Raw genomic sequence first — 16388 nt, forward strand, 5'->3', positions numbered from 1 at the left:
GAGCGAGGAACCAGCCGGACGAAGTCTACTCGCTGGTCACGCCCTGGAAGGGGCGGACTTCGCGTCCCAGCATGAAAACGCCGAGACGCTTGATTTCCCACTCAAGCTTGATGCCGGAATTCTCGAAGACCTCGCGGCGAACCTGTTCGCCGAGATATTCGAGATCATATCCCGTCGCCTGCCCCATGTTGATCATGAAGTTGCAGTGAAGCGAGGACATCTGCGCTCCGCCGATCACCAGACCGCGGCATCCGGCCTCGTCGACGAGCTTCCAGGCCGAATGCCCTTCCGGGTTCTTGAAGGTCGAACCGCCGGTCTTTTCCCGGATTGGCTGGACCGTCTCGCGATGGCTGCGCACGGCGTCCATCTCAGCGCGGATCTTGGCGCGATCCTCGCTATAGCCTTCGAAGAGCACCGACGTGAAAATCAAATCGTTCGGCACCGACGAATGACGGTAGGAATAGCCCATATCGGCGTTCGACAGGATGTGCTTGTTGCCCTTGCGATCAACGGCGTTCACCTCGACAACCCGTTCACGCGTCTCCGCGCCATTGGCGCCGGCGTTCATGCGTGCCGCACCGCCGATGCTGCCAGGGATGCCGTAGTAGAAGTGGAAGCCGCCGATGCCGTTGTCCATTGCCATGGCCGCAACATGCTTGTCCGGGCAGATTGCACCGGCAAGAATACGATTCTCGCCAGCGAGCTCGACTGCGCCGAAGCCTTTCGCTGAAAGCCGGAGAACGACACCAGGAATGCCGCCATCGCGCACGAGAATATTAGAGCCGACGCCCACGACGGTGATCGGCACTTCTTCGGGCAGGATCTTGAGGAAGGCGCTGAGGTCGTCCTCGTCGTGTGGCTGGAACATCAGCTCGGCCAGACCGCCAGCGTGGAACCAGGTGACACGGTCCATCGGCGCATCCGGTGTGATCCTCCCACGGATGTCCTTTACGCCGTCGCCGAGCGACGCAAGAAGCTTTTCCCCATTCACCTGTTTCATGCAGATATTCCCGAAAGGCTTTCCAATTGCTTGGGCAGCGCTGCCGCCCAGTATGTGATACTCCCAGCCCCCAACAGAACCACAAAATCCCCCGGCTTTGCAATCTCTGCGACCATTTCAGGCAAAAGCTCTGGGGACGACAAGAAGCGGGCATCACGGTGACCGCCCGATTTGATCCGTGACACAAGTGCCTCGGAGTTCGCCCCTTCGATGGGATCCTCGCCTGCGGCATAGACAGGCGCAAGGAAAATGCTGTCCGCATCGTTGAAGCAAGCCGCAAACTCCTCGAAAAGGCTCGATAGGCGCGAATAGCGATGCGGCTGATGGACCGTAATCACACGCCCCTTGCAGGCCTCACGCGCGGCCCGCAGCACGGCCTTGATCTCGACCGGGTGATGACCGTAATCATCGAAGATCTGCACACCGTTCCATTCGCCGGTCAGCGTGAAGCGACGCTTGACGCCGCCAAAGGAGGCCAGTCCCTTGGCGATGTCCTCGCTCGACATGCCGAGACGGTTGGCAACCGCAATCGCGGCGGTGGCATTAGAGATGTTGTGACGTCCGGGCATCGGCATCACGAGATTGTCGAGCCTGATGACCTGCCCAGTCCGCCGGCGACGGATCTCGACGTCGAAAATCGAACGCGGACCCTCGACACGAACATTCATGAAACGAACGTCGGCCTGAGGATTCTCGCCATAGGTAATGATCTTGCGGTCCTCGATGCGGCCAACCAGTGCCTGGACTTCCGGATGGTCGAGGCACAGCACGCCGAAGCCGTAGAACGGCACGTTCTCGACGAACTGGCGGAATGCAGCGCGCACGGCATCGAAGTTGCCGTAGTGATCGAGGTGTTCAGGGTCGATGTTGGTGATGACAGCAACATCAGCGGGAAGCTTCAAGAATGTGCCGTCGGACTCGTCGGCCTCCACCACCATCCATTCACCCTCGCCCATGCGGGCGTTGGTGCCGTAGGCATTGATGATGCCGCCATTGATTACCGTGGGATCGAGGCCGCCTGCTTCCAACAACGTCGCCACCAACGACGTCGTTGTCGTCTTGCCATGCGTTCCGCCGATCGCGATCGCGTTGCGGAACCGCATCAATTCGGCAAGCATCTCTGCCCGGCGTACGACCGGCAGCAGCTTTTCGCGCGCCGCTACGAGTTCCGGGTTGTTCTTCTTGATCGCGGTCGAGACGACGACAACTTCGGCGTCGCCGAGGTTCTCGGCCTTGTGACCGACGAAGACTTCGATGCCCTTGTCGCGCAGGCGTTGCACATTGGCGCTGTCGGCCTGATCCGATCCCTGCACGCGATGGCCGAGATTATGCAGCACCTCGGCAATGCCGCTCATGCCGATGCCGCCGATGCCGATGAAATGAACGAGGCCGATGGCCTTCGGCATTTTCATGCGCGTTTCCCCTTGAACTCTGCAATTGTACGTCGTGCCGCAATAGCCTCTACCATGTCGGCAAGCAAGTTCGCAGCATCGGGTTTACCCGCCTGCTTTGCTGCAGCGGCCATCCGGCCGAGCTTTTCGGGGTCATTCATCACATGGGTGAGGATCGAAGCAATCTTCTCGGGCGAAAGCTCGGCCTGCGGAATAACCTTGGCACCGCCTGTCGCCGCAAGCGCTGCCGCATTCGCGGCCTGATCGTGATCCAATGCATGCGGATAAGGCACGAGCACGGCCGGCCGCCCGATCACGGAAATCTCCGAAACAGTCGATGCGCCTGAACGGCAGATAACGAGATGTGCAGCGGCAAGTCGTTCGGCCATATCGGTGAAGAAGGGGGCTGTGTCAGCCGCCATCTTCAACTGAGCGACGCAAACGCCCATCATCTCCGTATCTTCCGGCCGAACCTGCTGGGTAAGGCGCAGGCGATCGCGAAGTCCGTCATCAAGCAAGCTGATGGCCGTCGGCATCGCCTTGGAGAAATACTGTGCGCCCTGGCTGCCGCCGAAGACGACGAGATTGAAAGGCTCACCAGGATTCGATGGAGAATACGGCACTTTCGCCGCATCGATGATTGCCGGGCGCACCGGATTACCCGTTGTCACCGTTTTGTCGGGAAACTGACCGCCGCCTTCAGGCAGGAAGCCGCCGGCAATCGCTTGCACGCGGCTCGCCAGCGCCTTGTTGGCGCGTCCCATCACCGCATTCTGCTCGTGGATCATGGCAGGCACGCCAAGGCGTGTCGCGGCGAGCAGCGGCGGTACAGTGGGATAGCCGCCGAAACCGACAACAACCACGGGCTTCAGCCGTGCAATCAGCTTCTTGGCGGCCCGCATGCCGCTCCAAAGCGTCCACAGCGAGCGAGCGACGGAGATCGGATTCTTCGAGCCGATCGTCGCCGACGGAACGACGTGGATCTCATCGGCCGGGAATTTTCCGGCATAGCGCTCGGCACGACTGTCGGTGACGAGATGCACGGAATAGCCCCGCTCTTTCAGCTTGAAGGCCAGAGCCTCCGCGGGAAACACATGACCGCCGGTTCCCCCGGCGGCAAGCAGGACGATGCCTTTGCTCATGAACTCTTACTCCGCCGGCATGCCATGCGCGACGCGGAAGAGGCTCCGATCCTGCGCACGCTTTTCCGGCCTATGGCGCGTCAGCGCGAGAATGAACCCGGCGGTGACGCAGATGGCGACCATGGACGAACCGCCGTAGGAAATCAGCGGCAGGGTCATGCCCTTTGCCGGCAGCAGTTCGAGATTGACGCCCACATTGATGATCGACTGTATGCCGATCTGCAGCACGAGACCAGCGACGGCAAAGCGGTTGAAGTCATTCCGCTCCTTGTAGGCATGCGAGAGACCGCGCAGCACGAGAACGGAAAACAGCGCGACAAGCGCCATGCAGAAGACGATCCCGAACTCCTCGGCAGCGACCGAGAAAATGAAGTCGGTATGCGCGTCCGGGATGATGCGCTTGACGATGCCCTCGCCCGGTCCCTGGCCGAACCAGTCGCCGCGGATGATGGCTTCACGCGCCGTATCGATCTGGAAGGTATCGCCCTCGCCGGTCAAGAACTTGTCGATACGCAGCGCCACGTGCGGGAACACGTAGTAGGCGCCGAAGAGTCCTCCGACGCCGCCGGCACCCAGAATAATGATCCAGATCCACGGCATGCCGGCCATGAAGAACATGCCGCCCCAGACAGCCGTTGTCAGGATCGTCTGCCCAAGGTCGGGCTGTGCGACCAGAAGTGCTGCCACGATGCCAAACAGGATGATGGCGAACAGGTTGCCTGGAATTTCAGGCTGCCTCGCATGCTCGGCAAAGAGCCATGCGCAGACCACCACAAAGGCCGGCTTCATGAACTCTGACGGCTGGATCGAGATGCCGGCCAAGGTGACCCAGCGGCGGGAACCCTTGACCTCGATGCCGAAGAACAGCGCCAACAACATCATGGCGAGAGCGACAATCAGCAGGATGATCGCCGTGCGCCGCACCTGGCGCGGCGTCAGGAAGGAAAGCCCGACCATGACAGCCAGCGATGGGATCATGAAAGCCGCGTGTCGCTTGACGAAGTGGAACGGCTCCAGCCCGATGCGCTCCGCAACCGCTGGCGAGGCGGCGAACGACAGCATGAAGCCGATGCCCATCAGGAAGATGAACATCGCCAGGAAAAAGCGGTCGATGGTCCAAAACCAATCGGCCAGAGGCCCACGTTCCGCGCGGCTTACCATGTCATTTATCTCCTGTTGCCGAACCGATCAGCATGGTGATTCCGTCGAGCGCTGCCACATGGCTGACAAATGCATCGCCCCTCACTTCGAAGTTCTTGTACTGGTCGAAGCTTGCGCAAGCCGGGGATAACATCACGGCCAGTGGGCCGCTTTCATCTTTTTCAGCATCCGCAGCCGCATGTGCCACGGCGCGCTCCAGCGTTCCAGAAATCTCATATGGCACGGCTTCGCCGAGCGTCGCGGCAAATTCGGCCGCGGCTTCGCCGATAAGATAGGCCTTGGCGATCCGCGGGAAGAAGCCCGTCAGCGACGTGATGCCACCGGCCTTTGGCAATCCACCGGCAATCCAGTAGATGCGGTCGTAACTCGACAGCGCCGGAGCGGCCGCATCAGCGTTGGTGGCCTTCGAGTCGTTGACGAAAACGACATTGCCGCGACGCCCGACCGGCTGCATCCGATGCTTGAGCCCGGGGAAGGACGTCAAGCCGGCACGAATTTCATCTTCCGAGACGCCAACTGCAAGGCATGCGGCGACGGCTGCAGCGGCATTCTGCGCATTATGGCTGCCACGCAGTGTCTGGATGCTGTTAAGATCGGCAATCGGCCTTGTTGCGCCTCCCGAGGCCTGGATAAGCTTCGTTCCATCCGCATAGATGCCATAGGGAAGCGCGTGGCGCCGCGAAATCCGCGTAACCTTGCCGCCTGCCCGCTCGATACGGTCTGCGATCATCTCGCAATGGCTGTCGTCCACGCCGATGACGGCAACGCCGCTGCCGGCAACGAGCCGCTCCTTGATGTCGGCATAGTGCTGCATCGTGCCATGGCGATCGAGATGATCCGGCGTCAGGTTGAGCAGGATGCCCGCGGACGGATTGAGTGTCGGTGCGAGGTCGATCTGATAGGACGAGCATTCGACGACGTAGAAGTGTCCATCTTTTGGCGGATCGAGCGTCAGGACCGCCGTCCCGATGTTGCCGCCGAGTTGCGTATCCCTGCCGCTGGACTTCAGGATGTGCGCGATCAGCGCCGTCGTCGTCGACTTGCCGTTGGTGCCGGTGATCGCGATGAACGGGCAATCCGGCGCATGCGCCCGGCGCTCGCGCACGAAAAGCTCGACGTCGCCGACGATATCAACTCCGGCGGCACGAGCGAGATCGACCGTCCAGTGCGGTTTCGGATGCGTCAGGGGAACACCTGGCGAAAGCACGAAGAGCGATTGCGCGCTCCAGTCGATGGAGCGCAGATCTACTGTATGAATGCCTTCAGCGGCAGCCTTGGCGACGCTGTCGGGGTTATCGTCCCATGCAGTGACCTCGGCACCACCCAATTTGAGCGCACGCGCCGTGGCAAAGCCCGAGCCGCCGAGCCCAAAGAGCGCGACCTTCTTCCCTGCGAGTGTCGTAACGGGGATCATTGCGGCCTTACCGCAGCTTCAGGGTGGAGAGACCAAGCAGGGCGAGACCGACCGCAACGATCCAGAAGCGGATCACCACCTGGCTTTCCGTCCAGCCCTTCTTTTCGAAATGGTGATGGATCGGCGCCATCAGGAAGACGCGCCGGCCAGTCATCTTGAAGAAGCCGACCTGGATAATGACCGACAGCGTCTCCATCACGAACAGGCCGCCGATGATCGCCATGACGATCTCGTGCTTGGTGGCCACGGCAACCGTGCCGATCGTGCCGCCGAGCGCCAGCGAGCCGGTGTCGCCCATGAAGATCGCGGCGGGCGGCGCATTGAACCAGAGGAAGCCAAGGCCGGCGCCGATGACGGCGCCGAGGACAACCGAGAGTTCGCCCGTGCCCGGCACGAAATTGATCTGTAGATAATTCGCGAAGACGACGTTACCCGCCAGATAGGCGATGACGCCAAAGGACGCAGCGGCGATCATCACAGGGACGATGGCGAGGCCATCAAGACCATCGGTAAGGTTCACGGCATTGCCGGCGCCAACGATCACGAAGCCGCCGAAGACAACGAACATGATGCCGAGATTGATCATGAAATCCTTGAAGAACGGAAACGCGACCGACGACCCGAAGGTTGAACCTGCCGTACCCGACGCCAGCGCCGTGCGCATCATGAAGTAGACGGCAATGCCGGCAATCACGAACTCGATGCCGAGCCGAGCCTTGCCGGAAAAGCCCTTATGGCTCTGCTTGGTGACTTTCAGGTAGTCGTCGTAGAAGCCGATCGCGCCGAAACCGAGGGTCACGAGCAGCGTCGCGACCACGTAAACGTTGGAAAGATCGGCCCAAAGCAGCGACGAACCGACAATGCCGGCGAGGATCATCAGGCCGCCCATGGTCGGCGTACCGGCCTTCTTGAAGTGCGTCTGCGGGCCGTCGGCACGGATCGGCTGCCCCTTACCCTGACGGATACGCAACGAGTTAATGATGGCAGGACCAAAGAGGAACACAATGAAGGCGGACGTAAACAGGGAGGCGCCCGTGCGGAAGGTGATGTACCTGAACAGGTTCAAGAATTTCAGGTGTTCCGACAGTTCGACAAGCCAAATCAGCATTCAGGGCCCCTTGTTTACCCGCTCAAAAATCGCGTTGCGTGTCGGCAAATGGCGAGAATTTGTCAAGGAGCGCGGCGACGATCTTGCCGAAACCGATGCCCAGTGACGATTTTACCATCAGCACGTCGCCAGCCGCGACAGCGTTTAATACATATTCTGCGAGTTCTTCGGTCTTCTCGTGGTGGACGACCTGGACGCTCTCGGGGAGCGATTCCTTCAGCGCAACCATTTCAGGGCCGGCAAGCCAGACGTGCTCAATACCGGCAGCGAGCAATGGCCCCGCCAGATCCGAATGGACTTTCTGCGCGTAGTCGCCCATCTCCAGCATGTCGCCAAGCACGGCGACGCGGCGTCCCGTGCCCGTCGGCACGGAACTCGCAAGCACAGCGATTGCCGCTCGCATCGAAGCAGGATTGGCGTTGTAGCTCTCGTCGACAACTGTGAAGGAGCTGCGCTCGATCGCCAACCGATGACGACGACCCCTGCCCTTTTCCGGCTGGAGCGTCGCAAGGGCGCCGATCGCCTGCTGCATATCAGCCCCGACGATCTTCACAACGCCGAGGGCGGCCAACGCATTCTCGGCGATGTGCCGGCCCGGTGCACCGATCGCAACTTCCTTCGTCTCGCCGTCAATGGTGATCCACAACGTCGAACTCTGATCGGAGCCGTTGAACTCCGCCAGGCGAAAATCGGCTTTCGCATGCTGACCGAACGAATGGATGTGCTGGATGCCCCAAGCCTGCGCCGTGCGCTCCAGGAAGTTGAACTGATCGTTGTCTCTGTTAAGCACGACCTGCCCGCCCGGAACCACACCTTCGAAAATCTCGGCCTTCGCCGTTGCGATCTCGCGAATGCTCTTGAAATTGCCTAGGTGAGCCGGTGCAATCGTCGTGATCACGGCGACATGCGGTTTGATCATCTTGACCAGCGGACGGATCTCGTCCGGATGGTTCATGCCAACTTCGAAAACGCCGAAATAGGTATCGAGCGGCATCCGGGCGAGCGTCAAAGGTACGCCCCAGTGATTGTTGAAAGAGGCCACGGAAGCATGCACCTTGCCCGATGGAGCCAAGACTCGCCGCAGCATCTCCTTGGTGGTCGTCTTGCCAACCGAACCGGTGACAGCAACGATTTGGGCGCGCGAACGGGCGCGCGCGGCAACAGCGAGCTTGCCAAGTGCCGCCAACACGTCCTCGACAACGATCACCGGAACGGTGAGCCGCCCCATGGCTGGAAGGCGTGCTTCGCTGACGACGAGAAGAGCAGCCCCGTTTGCCATCGCCATCGACGCAAAGTCGTGGCCGTCAACGCGGTCGCCCTTGATGGCGAAGAATGCTTCGCCGGGCGCAATGGAACGGCTGTCGATGGAAATCCCGGTAATGCCCTCAGGCAAAGTTCCGAACGGCCGCCCTGCCATGGCGGCAATCATGTCTTCCGTCGTCCAAAGCCAGTTCACGGTTTCAGCTCCTCCAAAGCCTTACGCAATTCGGCGTGATCCGAAAACGGCAGGGTGACGCTCCCGATCGTCTGCCCTTCCTCGTGTCCCTTGCCGGCAACGATCAACGTGTCGCCCGACGTGAGCATTTCAACCGCGGTTCGGATCGCCTCGGCGCGGTCGCCGATCTCGGTCGCGCAACCTGCAGCCGCCATGATCTCGGCACGAATAGCCGCCGGCTCTTCTGAGCGCGGATTGTCGTCGGTGACGATCACCACATCGGCCAGACGGCAGGCGATCTCGCCCATAATCGGGCGCTTGCCGCGATCGCGATCGCCGCCGCAGCCGAATACGACGATCACACGGCCAGTCGTAAACGGCCGAACGGATTCCAGAACGTTGGCGAGCGCGTCCGGCTTATGTGCGTAGTCTACATAAGCAAGTGCGCCATCCTTGGTGTGCCCCACCAGCTCAAGCCGACCCGACGCGCCCTGCAGCTTCTCGAGCGCGGCCATGGCGACCTTCGCCGGCACACCCGTCGACATGGCAAGGCCTGCCGCCACGAGCGCGTTGGCCACCTGGAAGTCGCCGGCAAGCGGAATGTCGACCTCAAAGATCTCGCCGTCGGCATGAATTTCAGCCACCTGCTTGTGGCGAAAATGTTCGACGCGCTTCAGAGTCAGGTAATCGCCCTTGCGTCCGACGGTGCGAACACCGTGACCCGCATCGCGAGCCGCCTTGATCGCCTGCTCCGACCAAGCATCGTCGGCAAAGATCACGGCCGGTGCGCCCTTCGGCAGCAGCGTATCGAACAGCCGCATCTTCGCGGCCATGTAGCTTTCGACCGTCGGATGGTAGTCCATGTGATCGCGGCCGAGGTTGGTAAAGGCAGCGGCAGCGAGCTTGACGCCGTCCAGGCGGCCCTGATCGAGCCCGTGGCTGGACGCCTCCATCGAGGCATGCGTGACGCCCTCGTCCGCGAGTTCTGTCAGCAGCTTGTGAAGTGAAACCGGATCAGGCGTCGTTAGCGAGCCGTATTCGTTGCGTGTCGGCGAGACGACGCCGGTCGTGCCGATCATCGCGGCCGCATGCCCAGCATAGGCCCATATCTGCCGGGTGAAGGAGGCAACCGACGTCTTGCCGGCCGTGCCGGTCACGGCCACCATCGTTTCCGGCTGCTTGCCATAGAAGTGAGACGCCGCGATCGACAGGAAGCGGCGCGGATCGTTCACGACAAGAACGGGGATGGAGGCATCGATACTATGGGAGGCAAGCGCTACGACCGCACCACGCGTCGCCGCATCCGCGATAAAGCCCGCGCCGTCCGCCTTCGTCCCGGCGACGGCCACAAACACCATTCCGGGTTCGATCTTGCGGCTATCGGACGAGATGCCAGAAACCGCCAGCGCCCCGACAGCCCCAGCCAATTGATCTTCAAGTTCCGGAAATGCATCTCCGGCGATGTCTCGCAAGTTCATCGAATGTACTTTTCTCTCTCGAGCCGCCGCGCCCCCGTGGCGAATCGGCTTCGACATTCATTCAGACTCAATAAGACACCAACATGGCCGATCCGTCGTCACCGAACTTGGGTTCCACACCGAGAATTGGCGCTGCGCGGGCAATGATGTTCTTCACCATCGGCGCTGCGGTATACGCGGCGATGTTCTGGCCTTTCTCACCATTGTGCGGCTCATCACAGAAGGTCAGCACGACATACTTCGGGTCATCGATCGGAAACGCCGCCAGGAACGCGTTGAAGTTGAGGTTCGTCGCATAGCGGCCGTTGACCACCTTGTCGGCCGTCCCGGTCTTTCCACCGACGTTGAAGCCGGGAACGTCCGCATTGCGGCCAGACCCCTTGATGCCGTTCAGCTTGAAGAGATAGCGCACATCGTCGCTGGTGCTCTTCTTGACGACCGCTTCAGCAACTTCGTCTGCCTGTTCGCGGTTGCGCGGAAGGAAGGTCGGCTCGATGAGCTTGCCGCCATTGACGAGTGCAGCGCCGGCAACCGCCGTCTGCAGCGGCGTGGTCGAGACCCCGTGGCCGAAGGAAATCGTAATCGAGTTGATTTTCTTCCAAACCTTCGGTTGGCTCGGCATTTTCACTTCTGGCAACTCGGTCTGCATCTTGGTCAAGAGGCCGAGCTTCGTCAGATAATCTTTCTGAGCATCCATGCCGACGATGTCGATGATGCGGGCGGTACCGACGTTCGACGAATACTGGAAGACTTCAGGCAGCGTCAGCCAACGGCGTTGGCCGTGGAAGTCGTGAATGGTGAAGCCGCCGATGCGGATCGGCTGCGTGGCATCGAAGCTGTCGTTGAGACTGACCTTGCCGGTGTCGAGTGCCATGGCGAGGGAGAAGGTCTTGAAGGTCGACCCCATCTCGAACGTGCCGTTCGACATGCGGTTGAGCCAACCCTCCTTGGCGCCTTCCAGCGGATTGTTGGGATCGAAATCCGGCGCCGATGCCATCCCAAGCACCTCACCGGTATGAATATCGAGGATCACGGCGCCCGCACCCTTTGCCTCGTAGTTCTTAACTGCGTTGACGACGACATCGCGCACGATGTTCTGGACACGAACGTCGATGGACAGACGCACAGGTTCAAGCGGCTGATCGCTTGTCATACCGACTGAAGCAAGGTCGGCAAGACCCTGATCGTCAATGTATTTCTCCATGCCGGCAACGCCGCGGTTATCGATGTTGACGTAACCGAGGATGTGCGCTGCGGTTGGGCCACCCGGATAGAAGCGACGCTTCTCTGGCCGGAAGCCGATGCCGGGAATGCCGAGCGCGAGGATCTGGCTCTGCTGCTTCGGCGTCAGCTGGCGACGGAGCCAGGCAAAGTGGGATGTGCGGTTCGCGAGCTTCTTATAGGTACCCTTCATGTCAAGGTCGGGCAGAACCGTGGCAAGTTTCTCGACCGCCTCGTCGGCATCGACGACCTTATTCGGTTCGGCAAAGAGCGAGACAGTGCGGATATCGGTCGCCAGCACTTCGCCGTTTCTATCCAGAATATCAGGGCGCGACGCCATCAGGCGATCCGGCGGCAAAATGCTGGACACGACCTCCGGGTCGCGGACCGCGTATTCAACGAGACGCCCGCCGATCACGCAATAGACCCCGAGGAAACCGACGATCAGCAGACCGACACGGCTCTTGGCCTGCCCCGCCCTCTTCTTTCGCGATCCCTCGATCGGCATGTTGCCACCGAAGCGGTTGTGTGTGCCTGCCGAAAAATGCGCCTGGCTCTTCAAGACCATGATGCGTGAAAGAAAGGACATCTCTACTCCACCGATCCGGTTGCCATCAGGTCTTCTTCTTCGGGTCGCGGCACCGCTGCCTTAGGCTTTGCCTTGCCAGAACCAGCCTTCGCTTCGGTAACGTCGGGAACAGGAACCTGCGACTTCAACATCGGCAGCTCCTTGGCATGAACCAGCGACGTTGAAGCCGTTGGCTGCAACTGAAGCTCGCCATTGTAGTTGTTGACGAGACGCTCGAGTCTGTTCGGCTGGGAGAGCAAAGCCCAATCGGCCTTTAATAGATCGATCGTGTCCTTCTCGAGCTTGATCTCCGCTTCGAGGCGGTGAACCTCCTCAAGCTTGAGTTCGGCATGGTGCTTGATCGTGTAGGTGACAGCCGCCGCTGCTGTCATGACACCGACCAGGATGAGGTCCAAGGTTCTCAGCATATCAGGCTCCGAGCTTTCCGAGACTCGCCAGATTCGGCAATCCGAAGATGGAAACATCTGCCGCTTCGGCAGGTGCTGCAGTGCGCAGCCCCGCACGTAGCTTGGCCGAGCGCGCCCGCGGGTTTGCTTGCGCCTCCGCTTCGGTCGCAGCAACCATTGGCTTACCGATTCGCTCGAAGGTCGCCGCACGCTCGTGCGCAACGGGCAGGTGACGAGAGCCCGAAGCCTTGCCGGCGCGATCGGAGAAAAACGTCTTGACGATCCGGTCTTCAAGCGAATGAAAGGTGACGACAACGAGGCGTCCACCGGGCTTCAGGACACGCTCCGCGGCAAACAGCGCCTGCGCCAGTTCGCCGAGCTCATCGTTGACGAAAATGCGCAGCGCCTGAAAGACGCGCGTCGCCGGATGAATCTTGTCCTTCATCTTCCGCGGCGTGACGAGCTCGATCAGCCCGGCCAGATCACGCGTGGTCTCGAAGGGCTTATCGGCCCGCCGCTTTTCAATCGCATGCGCGATGCGCGGCGACTGGCTTTCCTCTCCGAGAAAATGAAAGATGCGGATCAGATCGGCCACCTTGGCGCGATTAACCACGTCAGCCGCGGAAACGCCTGCAGCCGACATGCGCATATCCAGAGGACCACTCTTTTGAAACGAGAAGCCACGCTCGGCCTCATCGATCTGCATTGACGAAACGCCGATGTCGAGCACGACCCCGTCGAGCCCGTCGTGGGGAGCACACTCGGCCAATTGAGAAAATTGAGAATGAACGAGCGTCAAACGACCCTGGCTGCTTGCCACAAGGGCCTGGCCGGCTTCGATCGCGGTCGGGTCCCGATCCAGGGCGATCACGTTTGCACCAGCGCCCAGAATGGCAGACGTGTAGCCGCCCGCACCGAATGTGCCATCCAAAATGAGCTTGCCGGGGAAAGGATCGAGCGCCGCAAGCACTTCGTTGAGAAGAACCGGAATGTGGCGAACCGGTCCGCCACCGGCATCAGTTGAATCTCCGCCAGGATTCGCCGCCATTCCGTTCCCTCGTATTGTCAGGAACGCCCGCCCGCCAGCCGACGCCCTCCTCGTGCCTGCATCTGGGCAGCCTGAAATGCCTGCGGCTGCCACAGCTGAAAATGATCCGCCCGACCGACGAAGGTCACTTCGTCCGAGATGCCGGTGAAGTCGCGAATGAAATTCGTGACCATCAGCCGACCTTCCGCATCGAGCTTCATGAAGATACCGCCCCCGTGGATGAGAAGCGACATCTCGTTCGCGTCCGGCGAAAACGGATCTTCCGCAGAAATCTGACGCTCGAACCTCTCCAGGAGGTCCGGACCGCCGACACTGATCGCCGGAAACACAAAGTCCTGGAAGCAATAGAGCTCCTGAACATTGCGCTGCGCCAGCACGGATCGAAACGCCGCCGGCACGGAAACCCTGCCTTTGGAATCGATTCTGTTGGTCGCATTTGAAAGGAAGCGGCTCATGACACGAAACATCCGTTCCCGAAAGAGCCCGGACTGAACTCACAAGCCCGGAACCTCGAAATTCAGGCACAGCTTCGCGAGCCAAACGGGCGTGATCCCATCCGGCGCTTCCATCGAGGAAGACACCTTGGCTTTGCGATTGAGGGGCACCTACTTGCCCTTGCGCAGTGCATAAATGGGATAACATGGGACCATATGGGCGTCAATGGGAAACGCCCGTCTCACGATGAGCGCAGTATCGAAAATTTATAAGCTGTTAAGTTTAACAAAGGGTTAGGATTGCCCTTACCGATGCCAAGCGGGCGTGTTGCGAGCATGCCCTCGAAGGCGGCACATGTTTCAAATCGGCACAGCCAAATATGCGATTTCAAACAGAGGCTTAAGACTCCCTCTTCAAGAGTGGGAGGCGCCAGTCCGAGCGCCCCCATGAAGAGGTAGGCGACCGCTATTTCCTTCGAAGTAGGGATCAAGCCGTTCGGATATTGCCATGTGCAAAATAATAAAGAGCCGGAGAATTGAATTAGTTCTGCGCTGCCGCATATTACCGATGGCTAAATAAGTAACAGTGGAGTAACGCCATGACAAACTTCACACTAAAGGGGCTTCTGTACGGGCGCTTTGAGCCGGAAAAGCGTATTGCGCTCTCGCAGTCGGGCATGACAACCGACATCCAGTGCGATTCCTGCGGGAAGATATTCAAGCGCTGGTCCATTCTTGCCCGAAGCAGCACCACCTGCGAAGAATGTCTGGCGAAGGCGCCGACCGCCCACTGACGGCAATGCCGGAACCCTCATTTCGCAAAGGGAATTCGCCAGTTGGCCTGTAAGCCGGGTTCTGTATGGCCCCGGCCGAAGCCGGAACGTGGCAGCCATTCCTCTGGGACAACGTTCGCACGCTGCCTCACGCAACCCACCCGGATGACTGACCTGGAAACCGGCCGAAAGGCTTTCGCCTCCCACGTCATCCCTATTCGGTCTTGCTCCCGGTGGGGTTTACCTTGCCATCGCCGTTACCGGAAATGCGGTGGGCTCTTACCCCACCCTTTCACCCTTACCTGCCGTGCAGGCGGTTTGCTTTCTGTGGCACTTTCCCTGAGGTCGCCCTCGCCGGACGTTATCCGGCACCGTGTTTCCGTGGAGCCCGGACTTTCCTCACCCTACCGCCTTTCGGCATTGGTAAAGCGCGGCTGCCCGGCCAACTGGCACGGTTCCCTTAGCGGAGACTTGGCGTGAATTCCACTGAAATGTCCGCAACGAGGAAGCAATACCACGACAATTGCCTGACGCGCCGCTGAAATGCGCTTGCCTACCGGAAGACGGGCGTCAACTCCTGGCCGAAGTCCTCGGCACAGAGCCAGCCCTGCGTCATGACGACCGCACCCAGCCGGCCAAGTTCGTCCGATGACTTAGCCGCGACGAAATTGCCGCCGGAGAGAACGGCGATGCGCGGCGAATCCGTGTATCCCACATAAGGATAGGCTGTTGCCGTGAAGGTCGCCACGCAAGGCGCCGAAGTTGTCGGACACCCGGCCAGCGCCGGCATCAGTTGAAGGGCCGTGGATACCAGAAGGTCGCGCTCCACCAGATCGCCGTCCGAGCGAAACCAGGCTCCGACGTCCTCCAGCGTGTCGAATGAGCGTGCTTCCAGATCGCCGCCGAGCTTGAGATAGGTCTTGCCGTCGGGATAGCGCACCGGTGGGAGGATATAGACATGGTCCTCGTCGCGGTCACCAAAGACGATCGTCGAAGGCATTTCGGACAAGACCGCCATTTCCCGCTCACCAAGCTCGAAGAAGGCGACAGTGCGCGCCGCAAGGCGAACATCGGTGGCAGCCGGCAGAAGATCGTTGAAATTGCTAAACCCGCCGGCGGCGACCAGCACACGTTCGGCGGTGTAGTGCATGCCATCCGTATGGACCTCTACGAACGTGCCCTCATCGCGAACCGAGGCAACGGTTGCATCGATGACCGTCACACCCGCCTGCCCGGCAAGCTTGGTCTGAGCCCGAACCAAAGCGCGCGGATTGATATGGCCGGCACGCCGCGCTTCGAAATAGCCGTTGAACGAAGGATTGAGGTCAAACTGAGGAAAGCGCTCTTGCAGCGCCGCAGACGTCAACATTTCAACGTCGAGATCAAGCGCTTCGCTTACCTGCAGCGCCCGCCCAAGGAATCCCTGGCCCGGTCGGGCGGGCGGTCCGGCAAACAGACAACCCACCTCCGAGAAAAAGGAAATGCCGCTTTTCGCTTCGATTTCCCTATAGCGATCGAGCGAGCGCGCCGCCAACGTCGCCCAAACCATATTGTCGTCGAAGCACCGCGTGATGCGGGCCTCGTCGTAATGACTGGCAAAAACGCCATGATGGCTCTTGCGCTCGGCTGGCTCACCGGGGCCGATGAGCGCAACGCCCTCGATCATCCCGGAAAGATGACGGGCTGCAGCCGCGCCCATCATTCCGCTTCCGACGATGATCACCTTGAAATCAACTGCCACGTGTCACCTCATTTCAGAGGTCAGATAACACAGGCGTCATGTTGAACCATATCGTTAAGTGCCTGAC

14 protein-coding genes and 1 other RNA gene are annotated in these 16388 nt (G+C 60.4%); 1 reads left to right on the top strand and 14 read right to left on the bottom strand.

Annotated features, from left to right (window positions below):
• Positions 1-25: 25 nt before the first annotated feature.
• The 12 genes from murB to mraZ form a co-directional block, all read right to left on the bottom strand.
• The gene (gene murB / locus PMI09_RS27950; RefSeq protein WP_007802299.1) at positions 26-1000 is read right to left on the bottom strand and encodes a UDP-N-acetylmuramate dehydrogenase; all 975 of its coding nucleotides are present in this window, start codon (positions 998-1000) and stop codon (positions 26-28) included.
• The gene (gene murC, locus PMI09_RS27955; RefSeq protein WP_007802302.1) at positions 997-2412 is read right to left on the bottom strand and encodes a UDP-N-acetylmuramate--L-alanine ligase; all 1416 of its coding nucleotides are present in this window, start codon (positions 2410-2412) and stop codon (positions 997-999) included. Before murC ends, murB begins: the two co-directional genes overlap by 4 nt.
• Positions 2409-3533, bottom strand: coding sequence for an undecaprenyldiphospho-muramoylpentapeptide beta-N-acetylglucosaminyltransferase (gene murG, locus PMI09_RS27960; protein WP_007802304.1), 1125 nt, complete (start codon positions 3531-3533; stop codon positions 2409-2411). Before murG ends, murC begins: the two co-directional genes overlap by 4 nt.
• Before the next feature lie 6 nt (positions 3534-3539).
• Entirely contained in the window at positions 3540-4694 is a 1155-nt protein-coding gene (gene ftsW, locus PMI09_RS27965; RefSeq protein WP_007802306.1) for a putative lipid II flippase FtsW, read from the bottom strand.
• A 1-nt stretch (position 4695) separates the two neighbouring features.
• Positions 4696-6108: a UDP-N-acetylmuramoyl-L-alanine--D-glutamate ligase gene (gene murD, locus PMI09_RS27970; protein WP_007802309.1), complete on the bottom strand. Its 1413-nt coding sequence runs from the start codon at positions 6106-6108 to the stop codon at positions 4696-4698.
• Between the two features lie 7 nt (positions 6109-6115).
• Positions 6116-7216, bottom strand: a complete 1101-nt coding sequence (gene mraY, locus PMI09_RS27975) for a phospho-N-acetylmuramoyl-pentapeptide-transferase (RefSeq protein WP_007802312.1) — start codon at positions 7214-7216, stop codon at positions 6116-6118.
• Between the two features lie 22 nt (positions 7217-7238).
• A complete protein-coding gene (locus PMI09_RS27980) occupies positions 7239-8672 on the bottom strand; it encodes a UDP-N-acetylmuramoylalanyl-D-glutamyl-2,6-diaminopimelate--D-alanyl-D-alanine ligase (RefSeq protein WP_007802315.1) in 1434 nt (477 codons plus the stop codon).
• Entirely contained in the window at positions 8669-10129 is a 1461-nt protein-coding gene (locus PMI09_RS27985; protein WP_037084409.1) for a UDP-N-acetylmuramoyl-L-alanyl-D-glutamate--2,6-diaminopimelate ligase, read from the bottom strand. The genes PMI09_RS27980 and PMI09_RS27985 overlap by 4 nt, the downstream gene beginning before the upstream one ends.
• A gap of 67 nt (positions 10130-10196) precedes the next feature.
• Positions 10197-11939: a peptidoglycan D,D-transpeptidase FtsI family protein gene (locus PMI09_RS27990; RefSeq protein WP_007802319.1), complete on the bottom strand. Its 1743-nt coding sequence runs from the start codon at positions 11937-11939 to the stop codon at positions 10197-10199.
• Positions 11940-11941: 2 nt separating this feature from the next.
• Positions 11942-12346: a cell division protein FtsL gene (gene ftsL, locus PMI09_RS27995; protein ID WP_007802321.1), complete on the bottom strand. Its 405-nt coding sequence runs from the start codon at positions 12344-12346 to the stop codon at positions 11942-11944.
• A 1-nt stretch (position 12347) separates the two neighbouring features.
• Positions 12348-13373, bottom strand: a complete 1026-nt coding sequence (gene rsmH, locus PMI09_RS28000) for a 16S rRNA (cytosine(1402)-N(4))-methyltransferase RsmH (protein ID WP_007802323.1) — start codon at positions 13371-13373, stop codon at positions 12348-12350.
• A gap of 17 nt (positions 13374-13390) precedes the next feature.
• Positions 13391-13828 carry a division/cell wall cluster transcriptional repressor MraZ gene (mraZ, locus tag PMI09_RS28005; protein ID WP_007802325.1) on the bottom strand — a complete coding sequence of 146 codons (438 nt, stop codon included), beginning with the start codon at positions 13826-13828 and terminating at the stop codon, positions 13391-13393.
• Positions 13829-14406: 578 nt separating this feature from the next.
• Between mraZ and PMI09_RS28010 the strand changes: the two genes are divergently transcribed.
• Positions 14407-14601, top strand: a complete 195-nt coding sequence (locus PMI09_RS28010) for a hypothetical protein (protein WP_007802326.1) — start codon at positions 14407-14409, stop codon at positions 14599-14601.
• A 34-nt stretch (positions 14602-14635) separates the two neighbouring features.
• On the opposite strand, the gene rnpB is transcribed toward PMI09_RS28010, so the two are convergent.
• Together rnpB and PMI09_RS28015 are read right to left on the bottom strand one after the other, a co-directional pair.
• Positions 14636-15030, bottom strand: an RNA gene (gene rnpB / locus PMI09_RS29820) — RNase P RNA component class A.
• A 103-nt stretch (positions 15031-15133) separates the two neighbouring features.
• On the bottom strand, positions 15134-16321 hold the full coding sequence (locus PMI09_RS28015) for an FAD-dependent oxidoreductase (RefSeq protein ID WP_007802328.1): 1188 nt from the start codon (positions 16319-16321) through the stop codon (positions 15134-15136).
• Positions 16322-16388: the final 67 nt, after the last annotated feature.

This window comes from Rhizobium sp. CF122, from assembly GCF_000282035.1.
In the GTDB taxonomy this organism is placed as follows: domain Bacteria; phylum Pseudomonadota; class Alphaproteobacteria; order Rhizobiales; family Rhizobiaceae; genus Rhizobium.